The organism is Streptomyces canus (genome assembly GCF_030815415.1).
GTDB classification, from domain to species: Bacteria; Actinomycetota; Actinomycetes; order Streptomycetales; family Streptomycetaceae; genus Streptomyces; species Streptomyces canus_F.
The window spans coordinates 372,170-386,067 of the sequence record NZ_JAUSWW010000001.1 but is presented as its reverse complement, the minus strand read 5'-3'; the positions used below and the strand labels follow the sequence as shown (position 1 = coordinate 386,067).

General features: G+C 68.6%; 10 protein-coding genes and 2 pseudogenes. 8 read left to right on the top strand and 4 right to left on the bottom strand.

What is annotated here, in order from left to right:
• Positions 1–216: 216 nt before the first annotated feature.
• Positions 217–1,326: pseudogene (locus QF037_RS51410) on the bottom strand (IS630 family transposase).
• Between the two features lie 96 nt (positions 1,327–1,422).
• On the opposite strand from QF037_RS51410, the gene QF037_RS01805 reads away from it, so the two are divergent.
• Positions 1,423–1,872 (top strand): hypothetical protein, encoded by a 450-nt coding sequence (locus QF037_RS01805; protein ID WP_307021107.1) that lies wholly within the window; start codon positions 1,423–1,425, stop codon positions 1,870–1,872.
• 108 nt (positions 1,873–1,980) lie between these two features.
• Here the strand turns inward: QF037_RS01805 and QF037_RS01800 are convergent, their stop codons facing one another.
• Entirely contained in the window at positions 1,981–3,882 is a 1,902-nt protein-coding gene (locus QF037_RS01800; RefSeq protein ID WP_307021105.1) for a sensor domain-containing diguanylate cyclase, read from the bottom strand.
• A 766-nt stretch (positions 3,883–4,648) separates the two neighbouring features.
• Between QF037_RS01800 and QF037_RS51405 the strand changes: the two genes are divergently transcribed.
• Positions 4,649–5,742 (top strand): IS630 family transposase gene (locus QF037_RS51405; RefSeq protein WP_444972110.1). Its coding sequence is split into 2 segments (ribosomal slippage): positions 4,649–5,092 and positions 5,095–5,742, totalling 1,092 coding nucleotides; the frame shifts between segments, so codons are not numbered across the junction.
• A 153-nt stretch (positions 5,743–5,895) separates the two neighbouring features.
• Entirely contained in the window at positions 5,896–6,228 is a 333-nt protein-coding gene (locus QF037_RS01785) for a carboxymuconolactone decarboxylase family protein (RefSeq protein ID WP_307021101.1), read from the top strand.
• A gap of 288 nt (positions 6,229–6,516) precedes the next feature.
• Here the strand turns inward: QF037_RS01785 and QF037_RS01780 are convergent, their stop codons facing one another.
• Entirely contained in the window at positions 6,517–6,897 is a 381-nt protein-coding gene (locus QF037_RS01780) for a tautomerase family protein (protein WP_307021099.1), read from the bottom strand.
• A 64-nt stretch (positions 6,898–6,961) separates the two neighbouring features.
• On the opposite strand from QF037_RS01780, the gene QF037_RS01775 reads away from it, so the two are divergent.
• Together QF037_RS01775 and QF037_RS01770 are read left to right on the top strand one after the other, a co-directional pair.
• Positions 6,962–7,450, top strand: a complete 489-nt coding sequence (locus QF037_RS01775) for a MarR family winged helix-turn-helix transcriptional regulator (RefSeq protein ID WP_307021097.1) — start codon at positions 6,962–6,964, stop codon at positions 7,448–7,450.
• Between the two features lie 245 nt (positions 7,451–7,695).
• Positions 7,696–8,101 (top strand): annotated as a pseudogene (locus QF037_RS01770) (hypothetical protein); the annotation flags it as partial.
• 181 nt (positions 8,102–8,282) lie between these two features.
• On the opposite strand, the gene QF037_RS01765 reads toward QF037_RS01770, so the two are convergent.
• The gene (locus QF037_RS01765; protein WP_307021095.1) at positions 8,283–8,960 is read right to left on the bottom strand and encodes a hypothetical protein; all 678 of its coding nucleotides are present in this window, start codon (positions 8,958–8,960) and stop codon (positions 8,283–8,285) included.
• Between the two features lie 470 nt (positions 8,961–9,430).
• On the opposite strand from QF037_RS01765, the gene QF037_RS01760 reads away from it, so the two are divergent.
• From QF037_RS01760 to QF037_RS01750, 3 genes are all read left to right on the top strand, one after another.
• Positions 9,431–10,231, top strand: a complete 801-nt coding sequence (locus QF037_RS01760; RefSeq protein ID WP_307021093.1) for a class I SAM-dependent methyltransferase — start codon at positions 9,431–9,433, stop codon at positions 10,229–10,231.
• Positions 10,232–10,535: 304 nt separating this feature from the next.
• Positions 10,536–11,444 (top strand): helix-turn-helix domain-containing protein, encoded by a 909-nt coding sequence (locus QF037_RS01755; protein WP_307021091.1) that lies wholly within the window; start codon positions 10,536–10,538, stop codon positions 11,442–11,444.
• Between the two features lie 203 nt (positions 11,445–11,647).
• Complete coding sequence (locus QF037_RS01750; RefSeq protein WP_307021089.1) at positions 11,648–13,894, top strand: MMPL family transporter; 2,247 nt, start codon at positions 11,648–11,650, stop codon at positions 13,892–13,894.
• Positions 13,895–13,898 lie beyond the last annotated feature (4 nt).

Genomic DNA, 13,898 nt, shown 5'->3' with positions numbered 1-13,898 from the left:
GTAAAGTAACCCATTTGCGCCACGTCGTTGACAAGCATGTTGACGTCACGTCACCCGAACAGTGGAGCGCTCGGAGTCGGCAGCCCGCGGGAAGTGCGCCCTTCGGGTCGTCCCGCATGCGATGGCCTGGTCGGGGCGCGCCCGCGACATGGGTGAGGGCCGGCCGACGGGAGTCGCTCCCTGAGCTGGCCGGCCCCTGTGTCTTGTATGCGGCCGTCATGCCCTCACGGGCGGCCAGTTCACGGGTACTGAAGCTTTTTGTATTAGCGTCAGATTTGGGGTGATGGTCAGTCCGGTCTCTGTCAGGCAGCCGTCGATGAGGTCGGGGCGGTGCTGGATCTGGCTCAGTGCCCGGCGCAGGGTGCGGGTGAGGTGGTCGGGGTCGGTGAAGGCGACGTTGGCCAGGGCTCCGCGCCGAAGTAACGACCAGATCCCTTCCACCGGGTTGAGATCGGGTGCGTGACTGGGGAGCTGGAAGATGGTGAGCCAGTCGTGGTCGGCGGCGTATTGGCGCATCCCAGCTGACCGGTGAGTGTTCAGATTGTCCCAGACCAGAACGATGGGGGCGCCGAGCTGCAGGTGAGCGCGGACGGCGAGGTCGCGGTAGTCGGTCCAGGCGAAGCTCTTGCGGGCGCCCTTCCAGGGCAGGTGGAAGCGCGGACGGTAGATAAGCCGGGGCCTCTCGCCGGGCTTGTAGCAGGCCAGCGCGGCGATCGAGATCCGACGCCGGGACCGGCCACGGACCCGCACCACGGGATAGCGTCCGCGCCGGCTCCAGGTTCGGGCATGCGGCGGCGTCATCGCGAACCCGGCCTCGCCCTCGAAGACGATGTAGGCCCCGAGCGCCGCCGCGGTGCTTCCACCTGCGGCCACACGTCTTTCTTCCACAACCCCACGGCGAGTTCGTCGCGCTCGAGCGCCCGGCGGGCCGGGCTCTGCCAGGACCAGCCGTGCCGGTGCAGCAGCCGCCACACCCCCGAGATCGAGCAGGTGACATGGAACTTGCGGGCGATCGCCGTCTTGACGCGTTCCAGCGTCCACCGCTGGTCTTCCCAGCCGTGCGCGGCCGGCCCCCTGCCGAGTTCCTCCTCCAGCACGGCGAACTGCGCCTCCGATATTTTGGGCGATTTCGCCGGGCCTGAGGACGCCAACGCCGTCGCTCCACCCTCGCGCCAGGCGCGACGCCACCGCTCCACCGATCGCTCGCTCACCCGTAAGTCCTTCGCGATCACCGAGGTCTTCTCACCCCGCGCGAACCGCTCGCCGGACACCCTCACGAAAGGCCCGCCGCTCAGCGGTCAGGCCCCCTCCCTGCGCGTATCGCATACACCGGCGTAGCGCAGGGATCACCCGCTGTCACCCTCCGACACCAACCCGAAAACCTCAGCAGTCTCGCCCCCAACCGACATCAAGGGGGTTCAGATGCTCGAAGGTGTACTGATCGCCGAAAGCTTGAGGGCTGGAGCCGAGCTGACCGGGATCCCACTGCGGATCACCAAGCTGACACGGATCGAGATGACGGACGCCGGGGATGATCAGCCGCGGCTCTGGACCCTGCTGGACTTCGCCGCCGAGGAGCCCGAGGCCCAGCACCTCGCAGATCAGCTGGCTTCCTGCCTCTCTTCAACGGGAGGTTGGTACACCGACTTCCACACCTCGTCCGACACCTTCGTGATCTTTGCCAACAAGGTCTTCATCGGGGCGCCGTCCGTCTCCTGGTTGCGCGTCGGCGGGGCCTCCGCGCTCGAGCGCCGGGCACATCCAGGCACCACAGAGGAAGGGGGCCGCGGGGTGGCGTGCCTCGTTGCCTGTCCGTTGAGCCCGAGCGGGAGGCTCAGGTGCGACGCTCCATCAGCTCGGTTCGTCCCGTGACAGAGACAGCCGCTGTCCTGAGGCCGGCGAAGACGGCAGCCGCCTTCAGGCGCCCGAGACAAGGTGGCCCGCGGCGACGGTGTGGACGACAGCCGATTCGCCTTGCGATCAGCCGTCTTGCTGCTGTGGGACCGCCGTGCCGCCGCACTGGGGGTGCTCGGTAGGGTGATCACCGGTTGTGGCATGCTGCAGCGCTTGCGTCTGGCTCTGGCCGTTGTACTGGTTACCCATGGCCGATCCGGCGGCAGGCACGCAGGGTCGCGCCGCTGATCGGTCCTGACAGTCGCCCTGATGGGCCGGCGGCAGGTCTTGCGCAGCCGATTCGTCTGACGCCTGGAGGGGAATGGCCGCCCGTTGGGCCTCGGGTGATGAACTGTTGCGGTTTTGGCGGGGTTGGGGGATGTGCATGCGGATGCGTGCTTTGCCTGCTCTTTTGGCTTCGTATATGGCTTTGTCGGCTTGGTTGAGGAGTTCGTCCGGTGTGACGCCGGGGCGGGCTACTGTCATGCCGATGGAGGCCGAGACGAGCGCCTCTTTGCCTGCGATCTCGTAGGGTTGTGCCAGGGCGGAGAGGATTCGCTCGGCGACGTCTCTGGCCTGCGGGGGGTGGGTCCCGGCCTCTCCCTCCAAGAGGGCGGCGAACTCGTCACCGCCGAGGCGGGCTACGGTGTCTTCGGCCCGTACGGACGCCTGGAGCCGACGTGCGGCGTGGACCAGGAGAGCGTCGCCGACTGCGTGTCCGGCCGAGTCGTTGACGGCCTTGAAGCCGTCCAGATCCACGAAGAGCACTGTGGGTGGGGCTGTGCGAGTGGTCCGTTTCCGCAGGGCGTGCGCGACTCGGTCGGCGAAGAGGGCCCGGTTGGGCAGTCCGGTGAGCGCGTCGTGGAAGGCCAGGTGCTCGAGTTGTTCCTGCAGGGCGAGCCGTTCGGTCACATCGCGACTGCTGAAGATCATTCCCTCGGTGTGGTGGCTGACTGTCGATTCGACGTGGCGCCAACGTCCGTCGGCGTGGCGGACCCGGCAAGACACGCGGCGGCCCGGGCTGCGGATGCCTGATGCGGCTTCCTGCCGCAGCGCCTCAACTGCCTGCATCAGCGGCATCACGTCGTCGGGGTGGCAGTACAGGGGCAGGCCGGCACCCAGCAGGTCCTCAGGCCGGTAGCCGAAGACGTGGTAGGCAGCAGGACTGACGTAGCGGACGCCGCCGTCCGGGCTGACGATGGTGATCACGTCGCAAGTGCCGTCGACCAGGGTGCGGTAATGAGCCTCCCGGGTGGTGGCTTCATGGGTGATACGCAGGTGGTCGGCGTGGATGACGCCTTGCCGGATACCAAGCGCGACCAGCAGCGAGCCCGCCAGGACCATGAGGGCCATGCCAGTGTGGCCGCCGACCATGGTGTGGACTGCCAGGGCCAGGGCGCAGACGGCCACGGGCACGAAAGCGGCCACGACTCCGACGACGGGCATGAGGTGTTGGCCGACGTCCACGACACTGGTGCCTCCGGCCAGCCATGGGGCCACGGCGATGAGAACCAGGCCAGTGATCGAGCAGGCCGCCGCGCAAGGAATGCCGTACCAGGTGCCGGGGGCCGGCATGAGGATGCGCAGCATGTCGCTTGCAGACAAAGCAACGAGGGCCAGGGCACCCACCGTTGTCGATGTGCGCTCAGGACGCTTCAGTGCGTAGCGCAGTGCCACCAGAAGTCCGAAGACCAGAATGTCCGTCACCACGCGTCCCAGATCCTGCAAAGAACCGAACGCATCGCCGCTTCGGTCGGCGCGATGCAGCAGCAGCACCCAGCCCACGGTGAGCAGGGAGCCGGCGATCACCCATCCATCCAGGACTCGCCGCAGCCAGATCAGCGTCGTGCCGCGGTCCGCAACTGCGAGCACCAGTCCCGCGACCGCCACCAACAGAGACAAGACGATTCCGGTGACCGCCAGCAGCTGGAGGACGAAGTGGACGCCACCAACGGGCTTTCCTCGAGAGGGAGAAAGCTGACTGACCACGAGGTGGTGAAGGCCACCCGCTGCCGCAGAACCCGCAAAGAGTACGAGGCGAAGACGCACCCGTCCGGCGGCCACCCTGGCACGCCCAAGGAGAGACAGGACGGCCAGACCATACGCAGCCGGCACTCCTACAACGACTGGGATGTACAGCGCCGCTGTCGCGCCCGCGCTCACTGCGGCGGCAAGCACAAATCCCAGCCACAGAGTCTTGCCCCGCCCACAGACTGCCGATGACCAGCCGATACGAACGGCGCGCAACGAGCCCCAGCAGTTGACCTTGCTCAGCCTCACGCAAACCCCCGACGGTCATCAAGCCCAAAGAGGACAGGCACACCGTGTCCGGTCTGCTCCAGTCGAGAAGAGGATAGGAGGATGTCTAGCGGATATCCCTGTTAAAGGTAGTAAGTTCACCTGAAGAAAGGGTTTACCTCCCTAACACCCTGCCAGTTGCTATTCAAACCGCGCTCCACGGCGCCTCGCGGCAGCCAGGAAACGTGGACGGTCGTGTCGGGTTCCAGCGTCGTACGGGCGTTTGAACCCCGTAGGAGTTGTGGCGGGCTCGCTTGACGACTCTGGGATGAGCTCTACATCGACCTCCTGCGTACTCCTCCCGTTGATGCTGACCAGCGGAGCGCCTGGCAGAGCGAGGTCGATGCCCGAGCCTCGGCATTCGGCTCCACTCGCGTGATAGGACTCCGTTACTGATCTCTTCGGGTTGTTGTCGGGGGGTGGTGACGTGTGGTGATCCCTGCGGTAGGCCGGTGGTATGCGGTACGCGCAGGGTGGTGGACTGACCGTTGAGCGGCGGCGGTTTCGCGAGCGGATCCGGTACGAGGCAGGCGAGCGGTTCGGCCGCGGTGAGAGAACCGCGGCGATCGCGAAGGATCTGCGGGTGAGTGAGCGGTCGGTGGAACGCTGGCGCCGTGCCTGGCGGGAGGGCGGGACAGCCGCGCTGGCTTCCGCGGGGCCGCCGAAACTGCCCAAGCTGCCTGACGATCAGTTCGCCGAGTTGGAGAAGGAACTGGCGCTGGGGCCGGCCGTGCATGGCTGGGAGGACCAGCGTTGGACCCTGGCCCGGATCAGAGCGTTGATCGCCTGGAAGTTCTCACTGGATTGCTCATCGGCGGCGGTGTGGCGGCTGTTGCACCGCCACGGCTGGTCCTGGCAGTGTCCCGCCCGCCGGGCCCTGGAACGCGACGAGGCCGCCGTGGGCTTGTGGAAGAAGGATGTGTGGCCGCAGGCGGAATGACTGCGGCGGCGCTGGGGGCGTACATCGTCTTCGAGGACGAGGCCGGATTCTCGATGACGCCGTCACGCGCCCGCACCTGGGGCCGGCGTGGACACACGCCGGTGGTGCGGGTGCGCGGCCGCTCCTGGCGCCGCTGGTCGATCGCCGCGATGTGCTGCTACAAGCCGGGCGAGACCTCCCGGCTCATCTACCGGTCGCGCCGTCACCGCAAGCACAAGGGCAAAGGGCGCGACACCTTCGCCTGGAGCGACTACCGCGACCTGGTGGTCCGCGCCCACATCCAGCTCCAGGCACCCATCGTGCTGATCTGGGACAATCTCAACACCCACCGGGCTTCCGGGATGCGCGACTACGCGGCCGCACACGACTGGCTCACGATCATCCAACTGCCCTCATATTCACCGGACTTGAATCCGGTCGAGGGTGTCTGGTCACTGTTACGGCGCGGCCCACTGGCCAACACAGCCTTCACCGACGATGAACACCTCGAACGCACCCTCCGCCGGGGCCTGCGCCACATCCAGCTCCGCCCCGACCTGATCGACGGCTGCTTTGCAGGCACCGGACTCACACTCACCCACCAGCCGACAACAACCCGAAGAGATCAGTAGGTCGTTCTCGATCTTGGTGTCGTGTACGCCCGGCGGCGCTGGCCGCCTTGGAGCGACTGGCTGAGATCGAGCGCAAGCACGGCCTGCCCGGGCCGGCCAGCCAGGGCCACCAGGTGAACGCGGAGGGCACGGGCAGCCCCATCCCCCCCGGCGATGCGCGCTGAGGTGCGTGCTCTCGACCCGGGCTTCGCCGACTACATGGACCTGCAGTCGCGGATGCGCGCCGGCATGTCCCGGATCAGCGTCCGCGAGCGGGCGTTCGCGACGATGACGGTGGACGTCCTCTACCAGACCCTCCAGGAGAGCTTCCGCGCCCACGTCGGCCGCGCACTGGGTGCGGGGGTGACGCCCGCCGAGGTCCGCGCCGCCGTCCGCGCCACCGCGACGTTCGGGATGACCCGGACCTGGCGCGCCCTGAACGTCCTCGACGCGCTGCTGGCCGAGCAGGATGAGCCGCAGGGAAAGCAGTCGGCCGGGGACGCCTGAGCGCCTGTCGCCTGCACCAGCACGCGACTCGGGCCGCAGGCCCGGCCCGGCGCGGTGCCGGCGGGCGCGGTCCAGGGCATCGTTGGGCGAGCCGGCGAGTCCTCTACAGCGCGGCAGGCCGCGCAACCGTCAGTGATCCACTTCGCGAGATTCGCCGTTCCTCCTGCCATGCGCATACCCTGCGCCCGCCCCGTGCTGCAGACTGCCGCCGAGCGCGAGCGGCTGAAGGAGATGGCCCCACCGGCCGGCCAGCGCGCGGTAGCCGTCCCAAGGTGGGCCCGGATGGGGTCACGCGGTGAGGACGCCGCCGAGGAAGGTTCGTTCTGGCGGTGACGCCACGAGTTCGACCATGGTGCCGGTGCGGAGGGCATCGCCGACGACGCGCGTGATCGCCTCGGTGAGCGCGGTGCCGAGGCGCGCGGTGATCTGGGCGGCATCGGGGCGGTCGAAGACGCCGGCGCGGACGCCCAGGATCACCGAGGCGTTTGTGTCCACGGCCTTGCCGCCCTGCGCGAAACGGCCTGCGGGGACTCCGGCCAAGCGGACGCTTACGAGGTCGCGGGCCCATTCGCCATAGACGTCGACGATCGCGTCGGTCAGTGCGGCGATAAGCATGGGTTCGTTGCCGGTCAGCCTGTTCTCTGGAAGGTGGACGGTCAGATGCGGCATAGTGGACCTCGTTCCCTTTGAATCCAAAGCCTTTGTTTTTAAAGGTATCTGGAAGAGGTCGCTGATGTCCACGGAATCGGACGGTCCAGCCGTCAATGAGGCCGTCCGTACCCTGCTGTTGCTCATGCCACGGCTCGTGGGCCGTGCCAAGCGTCTGCCCATACCTCCGGCGCTCCAGGGTCTGGACCTGGCACCGCGACACCTCGCGTTGCTGGCACACCTGGAGTACGACGGCCCCACCAGCATCAACGAGCTGGCCGCTCGGCTGGAGGTGGCCCCGACGACCGTCAGCCTCATGGTCAGCGAGCTGTCACGGCCGGGCGTCCTGCAGCGCAGCGCCGACCCCGCCGACCGCCGCCGCCGCATCATCGCCATCACCCCCGCCTACGCCGCACCAATCAGCGAATGGCTTGCTGGCAGCGCCTCTGCCTGGGAACGCGTCATGCGCGGTCTCGACCCCGCGGAACGCGCCACCGTCATCACCGCCCTGCACGCCTACGAGGCCGCCTTGGAGCAAGCGGGCGACCAGCAGTCCTACGCGCAGCCGCGTTAGCGGGCTTGAGGGAGTCGGCATAGCGCGGCCTGCAGCAACGGCTCGCTTCTCGGCTCGCTTCTCACCTGGCAGGGAGAGCTGGGCAGTGGGCGGGACGGCCGGTCCACGACGCAGACGGATGCGCAGGTTCGGACCCGCGGGAGCGGCGGCTTGGGCTCACGCCAGGAGACCACAGGGTGGGCCAGCCCCGGGCGCGGCGTCTTGAGTACGTGGACTGGCCAGCCCCACCAGTGCATGCCGAGGGCACGGAAGCCAACAGCCGCGCGTTCGGCGTGTTCCTGGAACGTCACGCTCGCCCGGGCGGAACGTCACCGTTCGTTCATGAGACCCCGCCCACTCCAGAAGAGCTCACCGAGTGGCGGCTGTGGGTGACTACCGTCTTTTCTGCCGAACATCCAGGCCATGCGCGACCTGGTCATCAAGCACGCGGACCTGTTGCGCGAACCAGCGATGCCGCCACTCCTGCTCCAGCTGTGCGCGCATGTGGCGGGCTACGAGATCACAGCTGCCCGGTGGGTGCAGGGAAACCACGACCAGCACCTCTCGGTGGTGTCGTTCCCCAGCGAGGAGCTCGCCGCCTACGCGCGTCAGGGATTCTCCGTGCTGAAGAAGGAACAAGCCCGCCTGCTGGGGCATCGGCGGGAGAGCTGAGGTACACCGGCTTCCGTGCCATCCTGCGATCATGTGTGCATGGATACGGGGAAATCTACGCATGACCGCCGCAGGCCGGTCGCCTCGCGGCGTCGTCGGGGCAGTTCCGGCTCTTCGGAGGTCTCGTCGCCAGGGCCGGATTCGGCCTCCAACTGCCCTGGCCTCAGCCCTGAAAGATCTCCTAGAACAGTAGCAACAGCATCTTGATCACCCAGAGAGCTGCCGGGATGCCGAAGGCGACGCCCCAGATACCGGTGATCATGAACGCGGCCACGGCGATTCCCAGCCAGGCTACGCGGGTCGGCGCAAGCACATGTGAGGGGTCCTCGGGGTCGTAGCGAATCTCGTCCCGGCGTCCTCGCAGTGCAGGGTGCGCCGTGACCTCCTGGCCGTCGAGCGTGCGGAAGTGGACGATGTGACTGATGCCCTCGTTGGCATGGTCGGATTCGAACCTCGCCCTCACGGTGATACCTCGCCGCCATATCACCCATCGCGTGTTCAACTCGGCCATGCCTATCCACATGCGCAGCAACACGACGCTCAGCGGCAACAACAGCCAGGCGAAGAACCCCAGAAGGCGGTCCACCGGAAGCCCCACGGCCAAGGGAAGCCCCAGGCCCGCGTACAAGAGAGCACGCCGCCACCGCGGACTGCCATGCCGTAGCTGATGATGCAGGTCAGCCAACACACGCAAGGGCCACACCCGTACCGACTCCCGCTGTACTGGCAGTCGGACACCCGACGAGCCCGTGTCGCCGATGATCGCCTCAATCTCGGCACCGAGCGCGGCGATCACCACTTCGTTGCGATACCGAACCCCTATCGTCCTGTCGACCTGCTCGTCCTCGAAGAGGACCACCTGCAGCGACTTCCCCGCAACCTCGACTCGGCGGATCTGCGTCCCCGGAACAATGATGGTTCTACGTCCCCGCCTACAGTGCAGGACACCTTGCTCCACCCATATCCGGGTACGGCCGTATGCAAGGACAACCCCTGCTGCAGAGCCACTGATCGATTCCGCCACGGCAGCAGAGCCTAGACGCCCCAGAAGGCAGACGCGCCTGCCGAGGCGGCACTTCACTCCGCATCCCCGTAACCCCGGCCGTTAAGGAGTTAAGGAGTGGTTGGCCCCGGATACGAGCTGGACCTGCTCGCACCAGCCGATGTTGCTCACCATCCGAAGACCAACGCCGCGAAGCCCTCGGCGTCTGGAACATCCACTACAACAACCACTGACCCCGCGGCTCAGCTGGAGGCCAGCGCCACCGGCCGTTCGGCCGCAGGAAGGCGTCACCGATGTCCTAGCCTCAAACAACTAGGCTACGGCGTATGAGTCAGCCTCCCCTCGACCCCGTCGCGCACAACCGCCTCGCCTGGGACCGCGAGGTGGAGGAGGGCAACGAGTGGTCTCGCCCTGTCGGCCCGGAGGTGATCGCGAAGGCGCGGGCCGGCCAGTGGTCCATCGTCCTGATCGGATACGAGCCGGTCGACCCGGCCTGGTTCCCGCCGCAGATCGCCGGTCGCGACGTGCTCTGCCTCGCCTCCGGCGGCGGGCAGCAGGGTCCAGTGCTGGCCGCGGCGGGCGCGCGGGTGACCGTCTTCGACAACTCGCCCCGCCAGCTGGCGCAGGACGAGATGGTCGCGGCGCGGGAGGGGCTCGACTTGCGCACCGTGCTTGGCGACGCGCGGGACCTGAGCCCGTTCCCGGACGCCTCGTTCGACCTTGTCGTCCACCCGGTCTCCAACCTGTTCATCCCGGAGCTGGCGCCGGTCTGGCGCGAGTGCCACCGCGTGCTGCGCCCCGGGGGGACGCTGTTGTCCGGCTTCCTCAACCCGGACGTCTACCTCTTCGACGCCGAGTCGTTGGAGGCGCGCGGCAAGCTGGTGGTGCGTCACCGCCTGCCTTACAGCGACCTCTCTCACCTGGAGCCCGCCGAGCGGGAACGGTTGTGGGGCCTCGACGCGCCGGTGGAGTACAGCCACACGCTCACCGAGCAGCTCGGAGGGCAGATCGCGGCGGGCTTCGCCATCACCGGCTTCGCCGAGGCGCCGCACCACTCGGAGGCCACCGCTGGCTGGCTCTCCGGCTACTTCGCCACGAAAGCGGTCAAGACTGGCGCCGGTCACTGACCCTCCACCGTCGCCGGCGCGTACGCCCGCCACCACGACTCGAAATCCCTCGGTCCACGCGAGGGCAGCACCTGCTGCACCACCGGTCCGGCCGACGCGGCCGTAGAAGTCGGCGCGCAGGAGCCGTCCGTCGCGGGCGGCTGCTGCTGATCCGCCGATGGCCAACCACCACACCAGCGGGGCCGTGGCCGGGACGGGGGACCGGCCACGGCCCGCGTCTCCCTGCCGCCTTCGCACCCCCGACGGCCGCCCTCGCACTGAGGCGCTTGAGTCTCTACCCGCCGGAGGGTTCAGGATCTGACGCATGGACGACGAACGCCCCGACGTGCTCACCATTGGCCGGCTCGCGCACCGCACCGGACTGTCGGTGGGCACCCTGCGCTTCTGGTCGGACGAGGGAGCGGTGCCGCCTGTGGGCCGCTCCGCGGGCGGCTACCGGCTGTACGACGCCGAGTCCGTGGCCCGCGTCGAACTGGTCCGCACTCTGCGGGAGTTGGGCCTTGGACTCGACGACGTGTGCCGCGTCCTGAGCGGCCGCACCACGGTCGCCGAGGTCGCCGACGCGCATGTGGCCGCGCTCGACGCGCAGATCCGCTCCCTCAAGGTGAGCCGGGCCGTCCTGTCCACCGTGGCGAAACGGGGTTCGACCGTTGAGGAGACAGCACTGATGAACCGGTTGGCGCGGCTTTCCGCCGCCGAACGTGAGCAGATCATCGACGAGTTCAAGGAGGAGGTATTCGGCGGCCTCGACGACCCGGGCCTGCGCGACCGCATGCGTACCTTCAGCATCGAACTCCCCGACGATCCCACACCCGAGCAGGTCGATGCCTGGATCGAACTGGCCGAATTGGTGCGGGACCACGGGTTCCGCGCCCGGTTGCGCACATGGATGGAGCTCAACACGCCCGTACCGGGGCAGGGTCGTCCCGCCGGGGCGTCCATCTGGTGGGCCAGGGAGATCGTGCAGACCGTCGCGGAGGTCAGAAAAGGCGGGATCCCTCCCGAGGGGCCGGCCGCGGCCGAAGTGCTGTCCGAACTGTTCGGTGACACCGATCGGGCCGCCGTACTGCGCAGTCTGGAGGCCGGAATCGAGGCAGGAGCGGAGCACTACCGCAGGCTCGTCGCCCGTGTGCGCGGGCAGAATTCGTCGCCCGACGCGACCGAGGAGCTGGAATGGCTGGCGCGGGCCCTGCGCGCCGCGGATCAGACCTGACATCGAATTCCAGAATCAAGCCATGCCCGGCCCCTGACCGGCCCGTAGTGCGTACGCACCAGGACACGTGAGTGCCTGGTCCGGATGCACCAGGGGAGGACGGCGGAGGAGGACGATGCCCGGCAGGGCGCCGGAGGGAAGTGTGGGTGGCGCGTGAATCTCACGCGTTCCCCCTTGCCTTACGGCGTCTGGAGTGATCAAAGGTGGCGACGTTTCTTTACCGGATCGGACGGTGGGCCTTCCGGCAGCGCCGGCTTGTGGGCGGTCTGTGGCTGGGTGCCCTGGTGCTGGCCGTGGTCGGCGCCGCCGTGGCGCCGGCAGGGGAGGAAGAGGACCTCTCCATGCCCGGCACCGAGTCGCAGAAGGCGTTCGACCTGCTGGACGAGCGCTTCCCGCAGAGCAACTCCCAGGGCGCCGAGGCCCGTTTGGTGTTCCAGGCCCCGGACGGGCAGCGGGTGACGGCCAGAGAGCACAAGGCGGCCGTCGAAGACACGCTCGGCTCCCTGGACGGGGGCGATCAGGTCGCGTCGACGACCGACCCGTACGACACCGGCGCTGTCAGCGAGGACGGCACCATCGCCTACTCCACGGTCACCTACACCGCCGAGGCCGTCGACCTGACCGGGGCGACGAAGAGCGCCTTGGAGAACGCCGCGAGCCAGGCGCGGGACGCGGGGCTGACCGTGGAGATCGGCGGCTCGGCCCTGGACGCGGAAGAGGAACTGGGCGGTACGACCGAGCTCATCGGCGTGGCGGTGGCGGCGGTGGTCCTTGTCCTCGCCCTCGGGTCGCTGGTCGCAGCCGGACTGTCGCTGCTGACCGCCTTCGTGGGCGTGGCCATAGCCTTCGGCCTGGTTTCCGCGCTGGCGGTTCCGCTGGGCCTGACGTCCACCGTCGCCATCCTGGCGCTGATGCTGGGGCTGGCGGTCGGTATCGACTACGCCCTCTTCATCACCTCCCGCTTCCGCGACGAGCGCGCCCAGGGCCGCGAGCCGGAGGAGGCCGCGGGCCGGGCGGTGGGCACGGCCGGATCCGCCGTCGTCTTCGCCGGCGCGACCGTCTTCATCGCCCTGGTCGGGCTGGGGGTCGTCGGCATCCCCGAACTCACCAAGATGGGCATGGGCGGTGCGGGCGCCGTGGCCCTTGCCGTACTCGTCGCGCTGACCCTGGTCCCCGCGCTGTTCGGCTTCTTCGGCCGGCGGGTCCTGTCCCGAGCCGTCCGCAAGGCCGGCCGGCCGGAGAACGAGCACCCGCACCGGGTGCCCACCGCGGCCGGCCGGCCCGGGCTCGGCAGCCGCTGGGCACGGTTCGTGCTGCGCCGGCCGGCGGCCGTGCTGGTGACCTGCGTACTCGGTCTCGGGACCGTCGCCCTGCCGGCGCTGAGCCTCGAACTCGGGCTGCCCGGAGACGAGTCCAAGTCGGTGGAGACCACCCAGCGCCGCGCCTACGACCTGCTGTCGGAGGGCTTCGGCCCCGGCTTCAACGGCCCGTTGACCGTCGTCGTGGACATGCCGGACTCCGCCGACGCCCGGGCCACCACGGACCGGATCGTCGAGACCGTACGGGGAGTGGACGGGGTCGCGTCGGTCGGTGAGCCCGTTCTCAACCGGACCAAGGACACGGCCGTCCTCACCGCCGTACCGCGGACCGCGCCCAACAGTGGCGAGACCAAGGACCTGGTGCACGCGATCCGGGGCGCGGTCTCCGACGTCGACGCCGACACCGGCGCCGCCGTCCTGGTGACCGGCACCACCGCGATGAACATCGACATCTCCGAAGCCATGTCCGACGCCCTCATCCCCTATCTGGCCGTGGTCATCGGACTGGCGGTGCTCCTGCTGACGGTGGTCTTCCGCTCGGTGCTGGTCCCGGTCAAGGCCGCGCTCGGCTTCCTGCTGTCGGTGGGTGCCGCCTTCGGCGTGCTCGTCGCGGTCTTCCAATGGGGCTGGGCGGCAGGCCTGCTCGGCATCGAGCAGACCGGACCGGTCATGTCGCTGATGCCGATTCTCATCATCGGCATAGTCTTCGGACTCGCCATGGACTACGAGGTCTTCCTCCTCGCCCGGATGCGGGAGGCCTACGTCCATGGCGCGTCCCCCGGCGAGGCGGTCGTCAGCGGGTTCCGGCACAGCGGACGGGTGGTGGCCGCGGCGGCGATCATCATGATCAGCGTCTTCGCCGGATTCGTAGGGATGAGCAGCCCGACCATCCAGACGATGGGCGTCGGGCTGGCCGCCGCCGTCGCCTTCGACGCCTTTGTGGTCCGGATGGCGATCGTGCCCGCGGTCCTGGCACTGCTCGGCCACCGGGCCTGGTGGCTGCCTCGTATCCTGAACCGTGTGCTGCCGAATGTGGATATCGAGGGCGAGAAACTGAGCAGGCATGTCCCGGCCCCCGCCGACCCGGACGCGGCGGTGCGGCGGCTCCCCGTCGGCCGGCAGCAGCACTGAGCCG